This is a genomic window from Nocardia sp. NPDC058114, from assembly GCF_042884695.1.
In the GTDB taxonomy this organism is placed as follows: Bacteria; Actinomycetota; Actinomycetes; order Mycobacteriales; family Mycobacteriaceae; genus Nocardia.
In genome coordinates this window covers 169,088-187,525 of record NZ_JBHVTK010000003.1, presented here as the reverse complement: position 1 = coordinate 187,525, position 18,438 = coordinate 169,088, and the positions used below count along the sequence as shown (strand labels likewise).

At 67.0% G+C, this 18,438-nt stretch carries 15 protein-coding genes; 5 read left to right on the top strand and 10 right to left on the bottom strand.

Annotated elements, in window-relative coordinates; genetic code table 11:
• Nucleotides 1-9: 9 nt before the first annotated feature.
• From narJ to ACFVVI_RS13380, 4 genes are read right to left on the bottom strand one after another with little or no spacing between them, the layout of a single operon-like run.
• Nucleotides 10-687: a nitrate reductase molybdenum cofactor assembly chaperone gene (narJ, locus tag ACFVVI_RS13395; protein ID WP_387445880.1), complete on the bottom strand. Its 678-nt coding sequence runs from the start codon at nt 685-687 to the stop codon at nt 10-12.
• Nucleotides 687-2,336 (bottom strand): nitrate reductase subunit beta, encoded by a 1,650-nt coding sequence (narH, locus tag ACFVVI_RS13390; RefSeq protein ID WP_387445583.1) that lies wholly within the window; start codon nt 2,334-2,336, stop codon nt 687-689. Before narH ends, narJ begins: the two co-directional genes overlap by 1 nt.
• The gene (locus tag ACFVVI_RS13385; RefSeq protein WP_387445581.1) at nt 2,336-6,016 is read right to left on the bottom strand and encodes a nitrate reductase subunit alpha; all 3,681 of its coding nucleotides are present in this window, start codon (nt 6,014-6,016) and stop codon (nt 2,336-2,338) included. Before ACFVVI_RS13385 ends, narH begins: the two co-directional genes overlap by 1 nt.
• A gap of 28 nt (nt 6,017-6,044) precedes the next feature.
• A complete protein-coding gene (locus ACFVVI_RS13380; RefSeq protein ID WP_387445579.1) occupies nt 6,045-7,259 on the bottom strand; it encodes an MFS transporter in 1,215 nt (404 codons plus the stop codon).
• Between the two features lie 182 nt (nt 7,260-7,441).
• Here ACFVVI_RS13380 and ACFVVI_RS13375 point away from each other — a divergent pair, with 182 nt between their 5' ends.
• The gene (locus ACFVVI_RS13375; RefSeq protein WP_387445577.1) at nt 7,442-9,502 is read left to right on the top strand and encodes a prolyl oligopeptidase family protein; all 2,061 of its coding nucleotides are present in this window, start codon (nt 7,442-7,444) and stop codon (nt 9,500-9,502) included.
• A 3-nt stretch (nt 9,503-9,505) separates the two neighbouring features.
• Here the strand turns inward: ACFVVI_RS13375 and ACFVVI_RS13370 are convergent, their stop codons facing one another.
• The 3 genes from ACFVVI_RS13370 to ACFVVI_RS13360 form a co-directional block, all read right to left on the bottom strand.
• Complete coding sequence (locus ACFVVI_RS13370; RefSeq protein ID WP_387445576.1) at nt 9,506-10,375, bottom strand: alpha/beta fold hydrolase; 870 nt, start codon at nt 10,373-10,375, stop codon at nt 9,506-9,508.
• Nucleotides 10,375-11,007, bottom strand: coding sequence for a TetR/AcrR family transcriptional regulator (locus tag ACFVVI_RS13365; protein ID WP_378916482.1), 633 nt, complete (start codon nt 11,005-11,007; stop codon nt 10,375-10,377). Before ACFVVI_RS13365 ends, ACFVVI_RS13370 begins: the two co-directional genes overlap by 1 nt.
• Before the next feature lie 786 nt (nt 11,008-11,793).
• A complete protein-coding gene (locus ACFVVI_RS13360) occupies nt 11,794-12,003 on the bottom strand; it encodes a hypothetical protein (RefSeq protein ID WP_387445574.1) in 210 nt (69 codons plus the stop codon).
• 180 nt (nt 12,004-12,183) lie between these two features.
• Here ACFVVI_RS13360 and ACFVVI_RS13355 point away from each other — a divergent pair, with 180 nt between their 5' ends.
• The gene (locus tag ACFVVI_RS13355) at nt 12,184-12,636 is read left to right on the top strand and encodes an SRPBCC family protein (protein WP_379313541.1); all 453 of its coding nucleotides are present in this window, start codon (nt 12,184-12,186) and stop codon (nt 12,634-12,636) included.
• Between the two features lie 50 nt (nt 12,637-12,686).
• Here the strand turns inward: ACFVVI_RS13355 and ACFVVI_RS13350 are convergent, their stop codons facing one another.
• The gene (locus ACFVVI_RS13350; protein WP_387445573.1) at nt 12,687-13,136 is read right to left on the bottom strand and encodes a MarR family winged helix-turn-helix transcriptional regulator; all 450 of its coding nucleotides are present in this window, start codon (nt 13,134-13,136) and stop codon (nt 12,687-12,689) included.
• A gap of 114 nt (nt 13,137-13,250) precedes the next feature.
• Between ACFVVI_RS13350 and ACFVVI_RS13345 the strand changes: the two genes are divergently transcribed.
• A complete protein-coding gene (locus ACFVVI_RS13345) occupies nt 13,251-14,198 on the top strand; it encodes an SMP-30/gluconolactonase/LRE family protein (protein ID WP_387445572.1) in 948 nt (315 codons plus the stop codon).
• On the opposite strand, the gene ACFVVI_RS13340 is transcribed toward ACFVVI_RS13345, so the two are convergent.
• Nucleotides 14,185-14,961: an alpha/beta fold hydrolase gene (locus tag ACFVVI_RS13340; RefSeq protein ID WP_387445571.1), complete on the bottom strand. Its 777-nt coding sequence runs from the start codon at nt 14,959-14,961 to the stop codon at nt 14,185-14,187. The two genes, ACFVVI_RS13345 and ACFVVI_RS13340, sit on opposite strands and share 14 nt — an antisense overlap.
• Nucleotides 14,962-15,002: 41 nt before the next feature.
• On the opposite strand from ACFVVI_RS13340, the gene ACFVVI_RS13335 reads away from it, so the two are divergent.
• Both ACFVVI_RS13335 and ACFVVI_RS13330 read left to right on the top strand, forming a co-directional pair.
• Nucleotides 15,003-15,689, top strand: coding sequence for a ZIP family metal transporter (locus ACFVVI_RS13335; protein ID WP_378991182.1), 687 nt, complete (start codon nt 15,003-15,005; stop codon nt 15,687-15,689).
• A gap of 106 nt (nt 15,690-15,795) precedes the next feature.
• Nucleotides 15,796-16,596, top strand: coding sequence for a DUF6585 family protein (locus ACFVVI_RS13330; protein ID WP_378991184.1), 801 nt, complete (start codon nt 15,796-15,798; stop codon nt 16,594-16,596).
• Between the two features lie 114 nt (nt 16,597-16,710).
• Here ACFVVI_RS13330 and groL read toward each other — a convergent pair whose 3' ends face one another.
• The gene (gene groL / locus ACFVVI_RS13325; protein WP_056816261.1) at nt 16,711-18,339 is read right to left on the bottom strand and encodes a chaperonin GroEL; all 1,629 of its coding nucleotides are present in this window, start codon (nt 18,337-18,339) and stop codon (nt 16,711-16,713) included.
• Between the last annotated feature and the right edge of the window lie 99 nt (nt 18,340-18,438).

The following is an 18,438-nucleotide window of genomic DNA, read 5'->3' as shown; positions in this document are numbered from 1 at the left end:
GCAGCCATGTCACCGATGTCCTTTCACTACAGCGGGTTCGCGCTCGTGCGCGCTTCGGCGCGGCGGCACGGTGAGAGTGAACGGCGCCAGTCCCACCGATTCGGCGGCCGGTCCCACCTCGACCAGCCTGCGGGCCCAGCCGAGATCCTGTTCGGTCGCCGGCGGCAGGGTCGCGACCACCGCGGCCAGCACCGGGGCATAGGGCGAATCCTCGTCCGACAGTGCGAGTCCGATCGCGTGGATCGCGCGCCGATACGCGGTGAGCAGGGCCGCGCCGGCGACGGGGTCGACGGTGGCCGCGAACTCCAGCACGACGGGAAGGTGGTCGGCGACCTCGCCGGTCGGCGGCTCCACACCCGCGCCGCGGTACGCCTCGGTGAAGGCGAGCATCGCCATGCCGCGATTGCGGGTATCGCCGTCGGTCCAGTAGGTGAGCAGCAGCGTCGCCCGCCTGCGCAGGTCGAATGTCGCGGTGAACTGTTGTGCGGCAGCAACTTCGGAGAGCTCGCCCAGTTCTGTCACCACCCGCAGCAACGGTCCGGCCTGCTCGCCTGGCAGGTGGGCGCACAGTCGCGTGACGAGTTCGAGCCGCGTTCGGTGTTCGCTGTCCGGGTAGGCGAGCAGCAGCGAGGCCGCCTGCCACACCAGCCGCTGCTCGGCGGCGCGCCGGGCCGCGCGAGCGCGCATCATTTCCGGCCACCGGGGAACATGCCTTCCGGTGCGCCCTTGCCGTCCCAGTTCAGCAAGTTGACCCGGGAGCCGCCGGTCGAAGGGGCGGATTCACTGGTCTGGCGCTGTTTGAGCGCGTGGAAGGTCTCCACCGCGACCGGCACCGGCTTGCCACTGGTCTCGCCGAAGGGGCCCGAGACCTGTTCGTACATGCCGGGTCCGCCGTCGAAGTCGAGGGCGCAGTCGGCTACGGATTCCTCGAGCTGATGCCCCTGATCGGCGTAGGCCGAGGGAATCACGTAGCGGTCCTCGATTTTCGCCAGTGCCAGCAGCCGGTACATCTCGTACATCTTCTCCTCGGTCATCCCGACCGCCGCGGGAATCTCCGCTCGCGGTTCACGTCCGAGGTTGATGTCGCGCATATACGACCGCATCGCGGCCAGCTTGCGCAAAACCACCGCCACCGCGTCGGTATCGCCGGCGGTGAACAGCCCGGCCAGGTATTCCAGGGGAATTCGCAATGATTCGAGCGCGCCGAACAGGTTGCCCACATCCTCGCCGTCATGACCGTCGCGGCTGACGGCGTCGACCACCGGCGACAGCGGCGGGATGTACCACACCATCGGCATCGTCCGATATTCCGGATGCAGCGGAAGCGCGACCCGGAAGTCCTTGATCAGCGCGTGAATCGGGGATCTCCGCGCCGCCTCGATCCAGCTGTCCGGAATACCCGAGGCACGCGCTCCCGCGACAACGTCCGGATCGGCGGGATCGAGGAGTACATCCACCTGCGCCTCGTACAGATCGCGCTCATCGGCGACGGCGGCGGCGTCGAGCACCTTGTCCACGTCGTAGAAGATCAGCCCGATATAGCGCAACCGGCCCACACAGGTTTCCGCGCACACCGTCGGCAAGCCGACCTCCACGCGCGGATAGCAGAAGGTGCACTTCTCCGCTTTGCCCGTCTTGTGGTTGAAATACACCTTTTTGTAAGGACATCCGGAGATGCACATCCGCCAGCCGCGGCACTTGTCCTGATCGACGAGCACGATCCCGTCCTCGGTGCGCTTGTACATCGCACCAGAGGGACAGGACGCGACGCACGCCGGGTTGAGGCAGTGCTCGCAGATGCGCGGCAGATAGAACATGAAGGTCTGTTCGAGATCGGCCTTGACCTTCTCGCTCACCTTCGCCAGCACCGGGTCGCCGGGGAGAATCTCGGGCGACCCGGCCAGATCGTCGTCCCAATTGGCCGAACCCTTGATCATCATCGGCTCACCGGTGAGCAGGCTGCGCGGCGCTGCCACCGGGATCTGATCGCTCAGTGGGGCATTGGTCAGGTTCTCGTAGTCGTAGGTCCACGGCTCGTAGTAGTCGCCGATCGCGGGCATCTTCGGATTGGCGAAGATATTGGCGAGCTTGCTGAACCGGTCGCCACCGAGCAGACGCAACCGGCCCTTCTTCATGGTCCAGCCGCCCCGCCACTTCTCCTGATCCTCGTACGTGCGCGGATAACCCTGTCCCGGACGGGTTTCCACATTGTTGAACCACACGTATTCGGTGCCGGTGCGGTTGGTCCACGCCTGTTTACAGGTCACCGAACAGGTGTGACAGCCGATGCACTTGTCCAGGTTCATCACCATCGCCAACTGCGCCATGACTTTCATCAGTACGTCACCTCCTGGCTACGGCGACGGACCACGGTGACTTCGTCGCGCTGGTTTCCGGTCGGGCCGAGATAGTTGAACGCGAACGAGGTCTGGGCGTACCCGCCCGCCAGGTGGGTGGGTTTGATGAGTAGCTGGGTGATCGAATTGTGGATACCGCCACGGGTTCCGGTCGTTTCCGAGAGCGGGACATCGATGGTGCGTTCCTGGGCGTGATACACGTAGACGACGCCCTCCGGCATCCGCTGCGACACCACCGAGCGGCACACCAGCACACCGTTGCGGTTGAGGGCCTCGACCCATTCGTTGTCGCGCACGCCGATCTTCGCGGCGTCGGCCGGGCTCATCCACATCGTCGGGCCGCCGCGCGAGAGCGCCAGCATCAGCAGATTGTCCTGGTATTCGGAGTGGATGGACCACTTGGAGTGCGGTGTCAGATAGCGCACGCTCAACCCGATACCGTCGCGCTCGCCGATCGCCGGTTCGCCGTAGAGCTTGGCCATGTCCAGCGGCGGGCGGTAGATCGGCAACGCCTCGCCGAGCTCCTCCAGCCAGTCGTGGTCGACGTAGAAGTGCATGCGGCCGGTGAGCGTGTGGAACGGTTTGAGGTATTCGATGTTCTGGGTGAAGGGCGCGTAGCGGCGGCCACCGGTCTCACTGCCCGACCATTCCGGGCTGGTGATCACCGGCACGGGGCGAGCCTGGGTCTCCGCGAAGGTGATTCGTCGTTCCTCGCTGCCCTCGGCCAGCTCGACCATATAACGCCCGGTGCGCCGGTCCAGCTCTTCGAACCCCGCGACCGAGAGTCTGCCGTTGGAGGTGCCCGACAGCATGAGGATGGTCTCGGCCGCCTTCTCCGCCGTCTCCATCGCCGGACGACCCACCGCCACACCGGAATCCATCACCCCGTGCAGGTGGCCCAGCTCGATGACCTCCTGATCGGGAAACACCGTGACGCCCTTGGTGGTCATCCCCTTCTGCTCCACCAGCGGTCCGAGCGCGGCCCACTTCTGGGCGATCGCCGCGTAGTCGCGTTCGACGACGGCCAGTGGACCCATCGTCTTGCCCGGTATCGGCACCTCGCCCGTGGTCTGCCAATTCGACTGGGTGCCATGGGGGTAGGCCATCGCGCCGGGTGTGTCGTGCTGAAGGGTGCCGAGCACGACATCGGTTCTCGTCCCCAGGTGCACGCGAGCCATCGCCGAGAAGGCGCGCGCGATCGCGGCGAAGGCGTCGAAGTCGGACTTGGTTTCCCACGGTGGATCGATGGCCGGGGTGAAGGCGTTCATGAACGGGTGCATGTCTGTGCTGGACAGGTCGGCCTTCTCGTACCAGGTCGCCGCGGGCAGCACGATATCGGAGAACAGAGTGGTCGAGGTCATCCGGAAGTCGATCGACATCAGCAGATCGAGCTTGCCCTCCGGCACCGGATCAGGCGAGACCACATCCACTGGACGGTGCCCGGGACCCGCGGGTGTGTTGCGCACGTTGGAACCGGTGCCGAGCAGATGTTTGAGGAAGTACTCGTTGCCCTTGGACGACGAACCGAGCAGATTCGACCGCCACACGCTCAGGACCCGCGGCCAGTTCTTCGGGCTGTCTGGATCCTGGACCGCGAAACGCATTTTGCCGCTGTGCAATTGGTCGACGGTGTAGGCCACCGGGTCGAGGCCCGCGGCGGCCGCCTCGTCGGCCAGGTCCAGCGACGAACGGTCGAACTGGGGGTAGAACGGCGTCCAGCCCATGGCCACCGCCGAGCTCATCACGTCCATCGTGTGCTTGTCGCGGAACAGACCGCGACCGGTCGGCGCCGCGAGCACGTCGGCGCGGTACCCGTCGTAACGCCACTGGTCGGTGTGCGCGTACCAGTAGGAGGTGCCTGCCATCAGGCGCGGCGGGCGCGACCAGTCGGTGCCCATCGCGACGGTGGACCAGCCCGTCACCGGTCTGCATTTCTCCTGCCCGACATAGTGGGCCCAGCCGCCGCCGTTGCGGCCCATCGAGCCGGTGAGCAGCAGCATCGCCAGAATCGCGCGGTAGGTGGCGTCGCCGTGGAACCACTGGCAGATGCCCGCGCCCATGATGATCATGCTGCGTCCGCCGGAATCGACTGCGTTGGTGGCGAATTCGCGGGCGATCCGGATCACCTGCGCGCTCGAGACGCCGGTGATCGGCTCCTGCCAGGCGGGGGTGTACGGCGACCCGGGATCGTCGTAGCCGCTCGGCCATTCCCCCGGCAACCCCGGCCGTGCCACGCCGTACTGGGCGAGCATGAGGTCGAAGACGGTGCAGACCGGGCGGCCCGCGACGATCCGCACCGGCACACCACGATCGATCGTCTCGCCGTGGCCGTCGACGGTGTCGAAACGCGGCAACGTCACGATCACCGACCGCCCGTCGCCCGCGTCGGCGGTCAGCGCGGGCTGTAGGTCGCCGAGGTCGAGGTTCCATTTCCCGACGCCCTCCGGCCCGAATCGGAACCCCAGCGAGCCGTGCGGTACCGCGGGCTCACCGGTGACGCTGTCGATGAACACGGGCTTGAAGGCGGCGTTCTCCGCGCTGGAGCCGAGATCGGCGGCGGTGAGATTCTTGCCGGGAACCAGACGGCCGTCACGTTCGACCACGCTGATCAGGAAGGGCAGATCGGTGAACTGGCGGACATAGTCGACGAAGAACGGTTCCCGTTCGCGCACGAAGTAGTCGGTGAGGATGACGTGGCCCATCGCCATCGCCATCGCGCCGTCGGTACCCGCCGCGCACGGCATCCATTCGTCGGCGAATTTGGTGTTGTCGGCGTAGTCGGGGCTGACCGTGACGACCTTGGTACCGCGGTAGCGCACCTCGGCCATCCAGTGGGCGTCCGGCGTGCGTGTCACCGGCACATTGGAGCCCCACATCATCAGATACGAGGCGTCCCACCAGTCACCCGACTCCGGCACGTCGGTCTGGTCGCCGAAGACCTGTGGCGAGGCCACCGGCAGGTCGGCGTACCAGTCGTAGAACGAGGTCATGACCCCGCCGATCATCTCGACGAACCGGGACCCCGCCGCGAAGGAGACCATCGACATCGCCGGGATCGGCGAGAACCCGGCCACCCGGTCGGGACCGTATTCGGCGATGGTGTGCACGTGCGCCGCGGCGATCATCTCGACGGCCTCGTCCCAGCTCACCCGTACCAGACCACCCATCCCCCTGGCCTTTTGATAAGCGCGGCGCCGCTCCGGGTCGGCTTGCAGGTCGGCCCAGGCCAGCACGGGATCGCCCAGCCGCCGCTTGGCCTCGCGATACATCTCGACCAGCACCCCGCGCGCGTAGGGGTAGCGCACCCGCGTCGGCGAGTAGGTGTACCAGGAGAAGGCGGCGCCACGGGGGCAGCCGCGCGGCTCGTAACCCGGCCGGTCGGGACCGGCCGAGGGGTAGTCGACGTCCTGGGTCTCCCAGGTGATGATGTCGTCTTTGACGTAGACCTTCCACGAACACGACCCGGTGCAGTTCACCCCGTGGGTCGATCGCACCACCTTGTCGTGGCTCCAACGGTTGCGATAGAAGATGTCGCCCTCACGACCGCCGATGCGGCTGACAGTGCGCAGATCCGCGGATTCGACACCGGGGGTGAAGAACCGGCCGCTGCGCACGAGCAGGTCTTCGACGGCACCGCCGATTCGCGCTGGGGATGGCACTGGATCTGTCTCCTTCGACGAGGTCGGATCAAGGTGCGGCGGGGCACTGTTCGACGGCGCGCAGTTTTACCGAGGTGTAGACAAGGGCGGCCAGCGCGGTAGCGGCGAGCAACAGCAGCCCGATGGTGTAGCTGTGGCCTGCCTCGTCGTAGGTGATACCCATGATCAGCGGCGGGAAGTAGCCACCGAGACCGCCTGCGGCCGAGACGATTCCGGTGACACTGCCGACACTGGAACTCGGCGAGCGCCTGGCCACCCAGGCGAAGACGCCGCCGGTGCCGATCCCGAGGAACAGCGCCATCGTGATGAACGTGGCCGCCGAGGCCACGTCGGCCGGCGGTTTGAAAGCCGCGACCACCGCCATCACCGCCGTCCCGGCCAGCGAGGTGACCACGATGTACTTCGGCGCGATCCGGTCCGACAGCGCGCCGCCGATGGGCCGGGCGATCACCGCGGCGAGCGCGAAGGCGGCGGTGCGCGTGCCCGCGTCGACCGCGGAGAACCCGTACACATTCTTGATGTAGGTCGGCAGATACGAACTGAAGGCGACGAAGCCGCCGAACACCACCGCGTACAGGAACGACATCTCCCAGGTGACACCGAGCTTCATCGCGGCGCGCAACTTGGGCAGCACCGGGTCGGTGTTCGGAGTGAAGTCCGGCGAGTTGCGCATGAACAGGATGCACAGCACCGCGGTCACCGCGAGCGCGGCCGCCACGATCAGATGGGTGGGCAGCAACCCGAACCAGCGGACGAACCGGGGTGTGAAGAACGCCGACACCGCCGTGCCGACCATGCCCGCACCGAACACTCCGGTCGCGAAGCCGCGCCGGGCGGGCACGTACCAGGAATTCGCGAACGGGATACCGACGGCGAACACCGTGCCCGGGATGCCGAGCAGGAAAGCTGACGCCAGCATCATCGGGTAGGACTCGATGCTGCCCGCGATCCCGACCGCGACGACCGGCACGATCGAGGCCAACGAGACCCCGATGAACATCATCCGGCCGCCGATCCGGTCGGTGAGCGCGCCCGACACGATCCGGCCCAGCGAGCCGACGAGAATCGGCATCGCCACCATGATCGAGGCCGCCATACTGCTGAGCGCCATCTTGTCGGCGTAGTTCGGCGAGAGAGGACCGATGAGGTTCCACGCCCAGAAGTTGATGGCCGAAACCCAGGTGGCCAAGACAAGGTTGAGGGTCGGGGACCCGGTGCGTACCGCTGTCTGTAGCGAGGTCACCGAATCAGGAGAACACACTCCCCTACCCCGACCGGGGCAACACGCAACAGCACGGCAACCTCGACCACTACCCGCACCTACCAGGTATGGGGATTATGCGCGCAGGCCCGATGCCCTGGCGTGGCAAACCACAAACCGGCACGAGTGTGACCGCGATCGGCCGCATCGGCAACAATGTGGGAATGAGCGGCGTTGAAGAAAACGTGACCGATCCCTATCTCTGGCTCGAGGACGTGACCGACGAGGGCGCGCTGGACTGGGCGCGCGCCCGCAACGACGTGGTGGGGCGGCGGTTCGCGGCGACCGACCGATTCGCCGAGATGGAGCGTCGCGTACTGGCGATGCTCGACGACGACACCAAGATCGCTTATCCCGGCCGACGGGGGCCGTGGCTGTACAACTTCTGGCGTGATGCCGAGCATCAGCGCGGGTTGTGGCGGCGGACCACGTTCGAGTCCTACGCCACCGACGCCCCCGAGTGGGATGTGCTGATCGACGTCGACGCGCTGGCCGAGGCCGACGGGGAGAACTGGGTGTGGGCGGGCGCCGCGGTGCTGCGGCCGTCGCAGGAGCGCGCCATCATCCACCTGTCCCGTGGCGGCGCCGACGCGACCGTCGAGCGCGAATTCGACCTGACCACCAGGCACTTCGTCGCGCCCGAGGATGGTGGGTTCTTCGTCGCGGAGGCGAAGTCGCGGATCGGCTGGATCGATGCCGACACCGTCTACCTCGGCACCGATTTCGGGCCGGGATCACTCACCGATTCCGGATACCCGCGCATCGCCAAGCGCTGGCGGCGTGGCACCGAATTGTCCGCTGCCGAAACGGTGTTCGAGGGCAAGTCGAGCGACGTCTCGATCGGCGCCGGATACGACCGCCACCCCGGCTACGAACGACACTATCTGCACCGGTCGACCGACTTCTTCAACAGCGAGGTATCGCTGCTCGACGACGGGGAGTGGCGGCTGATCGAGACCCCCACCGACGCGGACGTGGACTGGTACCGCGACTGGCTGCTGGTGCGCTTGAAGACCGAGTGGACACCGGGCGAGACCACCTTCGCTCCCGGCAGCCTGCTGGTCACCGATCTGAACGAATTCCTCTCCGGGGCTCGGGAATTCGAGGTTCTCTTCGCCCCGGATCCGCACACCTCACTGGAATCGTGGGGCTGGACCGAGAACCACCTGATCCTCACCACCCTGCGCGATGTACAGACCGGATTCCGCGTGCTCACCCCCGGCCCGGACGGCTGGGCGAGCAGCGAACTCGCCGACTCCCCCGCCATGTCGTCCACCTCGGTGGCCAACCTCGACCCACTCGAGGGCGGCGACGAGTTCATGCTCACCACAACCGGTTTCACCACGCCGACCACGTTGCTCAGCAGCGCGATCGGCGAAACCGCGGTGACGCTGAAGCAGGCCCCCGGCTACTTCGACGCCACCGGCATCGAAACCGAACAGTTCTTCGCGACCTCCGACGACGGAACCGCGGTGCCCTACTTCGTGATCCGCCATCGCGACCGGCGCGGCACGCCGGGCCCGACGATCATGAACGGCTACGGCGGCTTCGAAATCTCCAAGACTCCGGCCTATCTCGGCTCGGCGGGCATGAACTGGCTCGAACGCGGCGGCACCTACGTGATGACCAACATCCGCGGCGGCGGCGAGTACGGCCCCGAATGGCACACGGCCGCACTGAAGGAGCACCGCCACCGCGCCTACGAGGACTTCGCCGCCATCGCGCGCGACCTCGTGACCCGCGGCATTACCACCGCGGACCGGCTCGGCGCGATCGGCGGCAGCAACGGCGGCCTGCTGATGGGCGTGATGCTCACCCGGTACCCGGAACTGTTCGGCGCCATCGTCTGCCAGGTGCCGCTGCTGGACATGAAGCGCTACCACCTGCTGCTGGCGGGCGCGTCGTGGGTCGCCGAATACGGTGACCCGGACAAGCCGGAAGAATGGGCCTACATCAGCGAGTACTCGCCGTATCAGAACACCGACACCGGCAAGCAGTACCCGCCGATCCTGCTGGCCACCTCCACCCGCGACGACCGGGTCCATCCCGGCCATGCGCGAAAGATGGCCGCGCTCCTGGAGTCCCAGAATCGCACCGTCTGGTACTACGAGAACATCGAGGGTGGTCACGGCGGCGCCGCCGACAACAAGCAGTCGGCGTACCTGTCCGCGCTGGTCTACGAGTTCTTCATCCAGATGCTGATCGAGGGGCGCCGCTCGGCCTGAGGGTCAGCGGTCGCGCAGCCACTTCTCCACCGCGTCGACGGTGGAGTCCGGATCGGTGATCCAGCCGTTGTGCCCGAGGGCCTCCGGCTGGAACCACCGGGTGACCTGTGTGCCGGGCAGCTTGCTCAGCAGGTGATCCGCGGAGGTCTGCGGGGCCATGTCGTCACCGGCGACGGTGATCGACAGGACCGGGAACTTCAGCCGCGACATCCGCTCGTCGTAGTCGATATCGGCGCCGACGGGCACGAAGCGCCCGGTACGCGCCAGCCTGGCCCAGTCCGACATGAGAACTTTGGACTGCCTGCCGTAGGCGCGCTTGCCGAGCAGGTCCCCCGGCCAGAACCCGGCCAGGTTCGACGCCACCGCCACCGCCGCGGTGCCCACCAGCACGCCCGGACCGAACACCCCGCGATACCCCCGGAAATACGGTGTGCCGGAGGCGATCAGGATCAGGCCGCCGAGCCTGCCGCGCACCCTGGCCGCGTACATCGCCGCGAGTTGCCCGCCCATGCTGTGGCCGAGCAGGTACGGCGTGGCGGCGGGGAACCGGTTGCGCACCGCGGCCAGCATCGCCGGAAAGTCCACCGAGACCAATTCGTGGTAGCCGTAGGTACTCTCACCATCGGGACGGCGGGTGCTCTCGCCCTGACCACGCAATTCGCCGATGGCGACATCGAATCCGCACGCGGCCAGCCGGTGTCCGAAGTACTCGTAGAACTCGCCGGGCACGGCCAGACCGGGGACGATGACCACGACCGCGCGTGGTGCGTCCGGGGTGACCGGATGCCGGTGCGCACCGGTGGCCGGAATGAGACGCACCGGCAAGGTGCTGCCGTCGGGTACCTGGATCGGGACGATCTCGACCCGCGCCATCAAGCCCCGACCGCGCCCAGGATCACCCGGCTCAGCACCTTGATCACTTCGTCGAGCGGCGGGCGTGGGTCGCTGCCGCTCCAGCCGTCGACCACGTAGTTCACCGCGCCGATGATGGCGAGCACGCGCAGTTCGTAGTCGCCGGGCGGGATTTCGCCGTGCATGGCCGCGTCCTCGGCGGCGCTGGCCAGCAGCGAACCCCACACGCGGCGCAGTTCCAGGCGGAACTTCTCGACCTTGGGGCCTGCTCCGACCACCTCGACCAACGCGACCCGCGCCTTGCGGGGATCGTTGCCGATCGACTCGACGTAGGCCCGTACGGCCGCATCGATCTGCTCGAGTACGGTCGCCTCGGACTTGTCCTCGAGCGCGGTGGCCACCGCCTCGCGCGAATGTCGGTCGATCTGCTCGTACAGCTCCAGCAGCAGAGATTCGCGACCGGTGAACTCCTCGTAGAACTGCCGAGACGATAGTCCCGCGTCCTTACAGATCGCACCGACCGAACTGTTGGCATACCCGTCGCGCGCGAAGACCGTCAGGCCTGACTCCAGAAAACGCGCACGCCGCTGGCGTTGCCGGTCCTCTACGGGTTGCCCGGCATACATTCGTCCCGTATTCGCATCCTGTGACATTGTCGCTGACAATACCGAAGGGCCTGATCCCCTCGTCATGGATCAGGCCCTTCGGCTGCCCAATCGGCCAACCGCGCGTTAGCCGAAAGATGGCTACAGACGGCTCAGTTGCCCGAGCCCTGCACCGAACCGGTGCTCAGCGAGCTGGTGAGCAGGCCGAGCAGCAGGGTCAGGATGTTGCCGTCGCTGCTGTCGTCAGTGATGTTGTAAAGCATGTGTCACTCCAAGTCGATGTTTTGTGACTTCGTTGTCACTGGCCATTTGCCGTCTCGGACGATACCCAGTGACAATGTGAAGTGGGAGTGTTTTAAAGGAATTTTCTAGAATTTTTTGTCATGGGACACAAGACCAAGGAACTCGGGGCGCGCGCGGGCCCTACATGAGCCGATTCACTCATGAGAACGAAGCCGTCGACAGCACGGGATCGCGAATATCGGCATCGCCGACTGGTCATCGACGCGCTGGGGCAACCGTGATGTGTGAAACGTGAGTGTACCGAAGCGCGGTACTCACATCCGTTGATCGCCGATACCCACGAGCAGACGGATCCGGCGGCAACCGATGTGACTGCCGGACAGTCGAATACGGCGTTATCGGATCAGCGCAGGGTGCGACAAATCATTGCCGCCGAGCACTGGGCGCGGTATTCCTGTTCCCATGACCACTCCGCTGAGCGACGGGCTCGAGCCCGTCGGCGACTACTGAAACGACGGACCGGGGGTGAGCGCCGACAGGCAGAACAGCCGCGACAATCTGTGCCGTAGGGATTCTCGTCGCCGGACAGCTCTACGTGGCGCTGCCGATGCTCGGCGACCCGACCGAGGCGCAGGACACCGCCCGCGGCGCGGCGACCTGGACAATCCCTGCTTTCAGGCTCGCCCACCACGCCGGCCGTCCGGCCACCGGCCCGTCGTGGAACCGGTGGAGCCCGGTGATCGCCGGGAGTCCGACGGCCTTGTCCACCCCTGCGGTGATCGCGGTGCGGAATTCGAGCACGGGTCCCGCCGTGCGGGGTTCGCCTCCGCGTTGCGCGCGCCGCGGTTGGTTCTGCGCTGCCTCAGCCGCCGCGCCCGGGTTGCGATCAGCCTGCAAGAATTCACCTACGGGCGGAGGCCGGTCCCCATGGGGGTGCCTATGCTGAGCGTGACAGTCCGTCACGCATACCCGGAGGCACCGTTGCCGAACACTCTCGAAGCCAGCATCGACATCGCCGCACCGCCGGAGAAGGTCTGGTCGGTACTCGCCGATCTGCGCCGCATGTCCGAGCTCAGTCCGACAACCGTGAAGATGGTCGCGCTCGGTGGCGTTCGCGACGGCGCCTTCACCGTCAACGTCAACAAGGTGGGCTGGAAGGTCTACCCGACCACCTCGCGGATCGTGCGCTTCGAGCCGAACAAGGCGCTGGCGTTCCGGATGAACGAGAACCGCACGGTCTGGGCCTACGAGCTCGAGCCGACCGCCACCGGCACCCGCGTCGTCGAGACGCGCACCGTCGACGCCAAGGGCCTGCCGGGCTGGCTGCGGGGCACGATCAAGGTCGCCATGGGCGGCGAGGAGAAGTTCGAGGCCGACCTGGTCTCGGGGATGCACGAGACGCTGAGCAAGGTGAAAGTTGCCGCCGAGCGCTGACGCCGAGCTACGCCTGAGCCCGCCGGAACCTTCCGGCGGGCTCTTTTTCGTCACGGCAGGTTGTCGCGGATCTCGTCGAGTGCCTGCGCGCTGCGCGTGAGCAGTTCCTGCACCGCCGCCAGTTCCGCCGCGGTGAATCGATCGGCCAGTGTGCGCTCCACCGCGATCGCGCGGGTGTCGGCATCGGCCATCACCGACCGTCCCGCCTCGGTCAGGCGAGTCTCCAGCACGTTCTTGTGCCACTCGTGCGGGGTCCGATCCACCAGGCCGCGCTCCTGGAGGTTGGTCAGCACGGTGTTCATCGTCGGCGGGGTGACGCCGGCCAGCCGGGCCAGGGCGGCCGCCGAGATGCCGGGGTTCTCCGCGAGGTGCAACAGCGCGCTGTACTGCGCGACGGTCAGCCCGGCCGGTTTCAGCGCGGCAGCCTTGGTCGCGATCAGGGCTTGCTCGGCGCGCTTGATGTACGAGCCGAGCCTCTCGGCGGCGGGCATGGACGTCATGGGTGCATGATATCCGCCCATCACTTCATAACTCCCTTGACGATCATAACGACTCTAATTTACATTACCTCCTATCGCTTGATGTTCAGCATTACATCACTGAGAGGCTTCATCATGTTGCGAACCATTGCCGTCGCCACCGCATGCCTGGCCCTGACCGCGTGCGGGACCTCGCCTGCCACACCCACCCTGAGCACGGCCTACGAACTGCCGGGCAGCGCCGTATATCCCGAGGGCATCGGCTTGGACGCGCGCAACGGTGACACCTATGTCGGGTCGTTCGCGGACGGAGCCGTCTACCGGGCGACGGCCGACGCCGCGCGCGCGGAGGTGTTCCTGCCCGCGGGCGCCGACGGCAGGAAGACAGCGAACGGCGTGAAGGTCGATCGGAGCGGTCGGCTGTGGGTGATCGATTCCGGTGTGGGCGTGAGTGTGTACGACACCGGGTCACGCGCACTGCTCGCGAAGTTCGCAGTACCCGGTGACGCACCACGTTTCGTCAACGATCTGGATTTCGGGGCGGACGGGTCCGCCTACCTGACCGACAGCGTGCGCAATGTCGTCTACCGAGCGGTCGTCGGCTCCGGCCGTGACGAATTGACCGTGGCCTACGACCTGACCGCCACCCTCGGACCGCGTGAGCCGAAGGTGTTCGAGCTCAACGGAATTGTCGCCGACCCGGCCGGGACGTATCTGATCGTCGTCGCCATGTCAGCGGCCGAGCTGTACCGCATCGACCTCACCGGCGGCCAGGAAACGATTCGCAAGGTGGCGCTGACCGGTGGCGACGCGCGCCACGGCGACGGCTTGGACCTGCGCGGGGACACCCTGTGGATCGTTCACAACCTCGACAACACCATCAGCCGCTGGACCCTCGGCGACAACGGCGCCACCGCCACCCGCACCGGCGAATTCCACGATCCCGCGCTGAATGTTCCCACCACGATGGTGCATTCGGGCGAGCAGGCGCTGATCGTCTCCTCACAGTTCGACAAGGGCGGACCGCTGGGGGCGCAGGGCACACCGGGGACGTTCGTGGTCTCCGCCGTCAGTGGGATCTGATGAATTCGCCCAGCACGGAGACGAACTCGTCCGGTTGCTCGACCTGGGGCGAATGGCCCGCGTGCTCGACGAGGTGGGTGTCGGCGCCCGCCGCGGCGAAGCGGGCGAGGGTCTCGGTGCTGTCGTAGAGGTTGTCGTGACGACCGTGGACGGCGAGGACGGGCTGGTCGAGGGCTTGCGCGCGGATGTCGAGCGGGGCGGCCGCGAAGTCGGCGGCACGGCCGCCCACCGCGTAGGCGAGGCCGCCGGGAAGGGCAGTGCGGAAATCGCGGACCAGCGCTTCGGCCAGGCCGGGCGCCGAGTCGTAACGGAATCGGGGCGCGAAGACCGAACGGTTCGCCAGGCGGATCACCGGTCCGGGTGTCCACCGTTGCGCCAAGCGCACCGACCACGGACGGACCACCCATCTCGCGGCGGTCGGGATGCTCGCGGCCCGGTAGTCCGGGGCCTGGCCGACGACCACGACGCGAGCCACCCGGTGCGACGCGGCGGCGAGTTCCAGCGCGATCTCGGCGCCGAACGAGTGGCCGACCACCGTCACGTCGGTGAGGTCGAGGTCGTTCATGAGGGCGACGAGCGGAGCGGTGCGGGCCGCGGCGCTGAAGTCGCCGTCGGCGCCCAGGTCGTGCATGTCCACGCGGATCACCCGGAAGGTCGCGACCATCCGCTCGGCGACCGCGGCGAACCAGTCGACCGAGCCGGGGATGCCGTGCAGGAACACGATCGCCGGTGCCGTGGGTTCGCCTTCGTCCACAACCAACACGTCAACCACCCTAGTCGCGCACAGCCGAATAGGCTCTCGGCATGTCTACCGCCCTGCTGTACGGCCTCGGTACCGCGGTCCCGCTGCTGATCGGGGTGGCGGTGGGGCTGCGGTGGACGCTGCCGAAAGCCGTGCTCGCCGCGATGATGGCGTTCGGCGCGGGCACGATGATCGCGGCGATATCGGAGGAGCTCTTCGCGCCCGCCTTCCACCGCGACGGCGCGCTGCTCGCCGGCAGCGCGCTGTTCGCCGGTGCGGGGGTGTACGTGGTCGCCAACCATCTCATCGAGAACAAACTGGGGCCCGCCGCTATCGGCTGGGCGTTGCTGCTCGGGACGGTGCTCGACGGCGTGCCGGAGAACCTCGCACTGGGTGTATCCCTCAGTGGCGGAGGCGGATTGGTGTTGGTGGTCGCGATCGCGGCGGGCAATGTGCCCGAAGCGGTCAGCGGGGCGGTACTCATGCGCGAGCAGCACGGGTTCGAGGCGGGCCGGACCTTCGCGCTCTGGGCGGTGACCGCCGCGGTGCTCGTCGCGGTGACCGTGCTGGGAAACGCTTACGCCGACTCGGTTTCGACGACCGCGATCAGCGCGGTCCAAGCGTTCGCGGGCGGCGCCACGATCGCGGTGCTGGCCGACTCGCTCGTCCCCGAGGCCTATCGCGAAGGCGGCTGGTGGGTCGGAATGGCAACCGCGGCAGGATTCTTCGTCGCTTTCGCCATCGGCTGAGCCATTCCGCCCGGTCGCGGCCAGAATTTCATCTCCGTACCGGTGGCAATATTCCGCCGGTTCGCATACGCTTCGCCGCGGATGAAAACGCCTCTTGGAGGGACGAGTGATCACTCCGAACAGGCCGGAGGACGTAGCCGATGCTCGGCACGCGGTGCCGTTGACCCAACTGATACACCTGATGGCGGAGTATCAGCAGCTCGGCGCGCACCGTGACACCTTTCTCGCCACCCCCGCCGACGACACCTTCGTGCGCGGCTGTGGCATCGTCGCGGGCTGTATCGCCACCATCGGCATCATCGTCGCGGCCGTCGGCGGCTGGCAGGGCGGTGTGGCACTGCTCGTGATCGCCGGCGCGCCCGTCCTGCTCGCACTGCGCCGCGGGGTGATCAACCGGCAGAACCGCGCCGCCCGCATCGACCTGTTCGACCAGGGCGTCACCGTCTACCGCTCGGGTCAGCGCGTGGCCGGATTCCGGTGGGACAGCACCGAAGTGCGTCAGCACGCGATCCCGTTCCACGACACCACCCCCGTCACCTACCTGCTGGAGCTGTCGGGCCCCGGCGGCGTCGAAGCGACCATCGACGAAGAGGGTTTCGCCCGCGCCCGCGAATGGGCCCGCGCCATCCAATCCGCCGTCACCGCAACCCAACTCCCCGCCGCGGTCGCCGCCATCGACAACGGCGAAACCGTCCCCTTCGGCGACCTCTCCCTCTCCCTCGACGCCCTCACCTTCCGCAGCGAAGCCCTGTCCTGGGAAGACATCCAGCTCATCGACGCCCGCAGCGGCCACATCCGCATCAAACTCTCCGGCGTGTGGATGTCGCTGGCCCCCGTCAGCACCATCCCCAACTTCTACATCTTCAACGAACTCGCCGAACGCCTCCGCCTCACACCGGTCGGCTGACTTCGCCACCTCGGCGAAGCCGCCGTTGTCACTCCCCTTTTTGTTTTTGCACGCCGAAGGCCGGCCCACCGTGGTGGACCGGCCTTCGTGACTTGGAACCAGCTGATCAGCGGATCAGAAGTCCATGCCGCCCATGCCGCCTGTGGGATCGCCGCCCGCGGGGGCGGACTTCTCCGGCTTGTCGGCGACTACAGCCTCGGTGGTGAGGAAGAGCGCGGCGATGGAGGCCGCGTTCTGCAGGGCCGAGCGGGTGACCTTGACCGGGTCGGCAACGCCGGCGGCCAGCAGGTTCTCGTAGACACCGGTGTCGGCGTTCAGGCCTTCGCCCTCGGGGAGGTTGGAGACCTTCTCGGCCACGACGCCGGGCTCGAGGCCCGCGTTGAAGGCGATCTGCTTGAGCGGAGCCGACAGCGCGACGCGCACGATGTTGACACCGGTCGCCTCGTCAGCGGTCAGGCCGCTGAAGCCGTCGAGCGCGGGGGCGGCCTGCAGCAGCGCGACGCCACCACCGGCAACGATGCCCTCTTCGACGGCGGCCTTGGCGTTGCGCACGGCATCTTCGATGCGGTGCTTGCGCTCCTTGAGCTCGACCTCGGTGGCGGCACCGGCCTTGATCACCGCGACGCCGCCGGCCAGCTTGGCCAGACGTTCCTGCAGCTTCTCACGGTCGTAGTCCGAATCCGAGGACTCGATCTCGGCGCGGATCTGCGCCACGCGGCCCTTGATGGCCTCCGCGTCGCCGGCACCCTCGACGATGGTGGTCTCGTCCTTGGTGATGACGACCTTGCGCGCGGTGCCGAGCAGCTCGATGCCTGCGGTCTCCAGGGAGAGGCCGACCTCTTCGCTGATGACCTCGCCACCGGTGAGGATGGCGATATCGGCCAGCTGGGCCTTGCGACGGTCACCGAAGCCCGGCGCCTTGACGGCGACAGACTTGAAGGTGCCACGGATCTTGTTCACGACCAGGGTCGACAGGGCTTCGCCCTCGACGTCCTCGGCGATGATCAGCAGCGGCTTACCGGCCTGGATGACCTTCTCCAGCAGCGGCAGCAGGTCCTTGACCGTCGAGATCTTGGACGAGACGAGCAGGATGTACGGATCCTCGAGGACCGCTTCCTGACGCTCGGGGTCGGTCACGAAGTAACCGGAGATGTAGCCCTTGTCGAAGCGCATGCCCTCGGTGAGCTCCAGCTGGAGCCCGAAGGTGTTGCTCTCCTCGACGGTGATGACACCTTCCTTGCCGACCTTGTCCATCGCCTCGGCGATGAGCTGGCCGATGGCCGGGTCGCCCGCGGAGATACCAGCGGTAGCAGCGATCTGCTCCTTGGTGTCGATCTCCTTGGCGGTGTCGAGCAGCTTGGCGGTGACGGCCTCGACGGCCTTCTCGATGCCACGCTTCAGGCCGAGCGGGTTCGCGCCGGCCGCGACGTTGCGCAGACCTTCACGCACGAGCGCCTGGGCGAGCACGGTGGCGGTGGTCGTACCGTCGCCGGCGACGTCGTCCGTCTTCTTGGCGACTTCCTTGACCAGCTCGGCGCCGATCTTCTCGTACGGGTCCTCGAGGTCGATCTCCTTGGCGATGGACACACCATCGTTGGTGATCGTGGGGGCGCCCCACTTCTTCTCGAGTACGACGTTGCGACCCTTCGGGCCCAGCGTCACCTTGACAGCGTCGGCGAGGGCGTTCAGACCCCGCTCGAGACCGCGACGGGCCTCTTCGTCGTACGCAATTGTCTTGGCCATTGCGTTGAGATCCTCCACATGTCTATGGCTGACACACGAGACGACCACAGGTTGGATCGCCCCAAAGTACGCTGGCCAGGAGGTGCCCGCGACGGACGA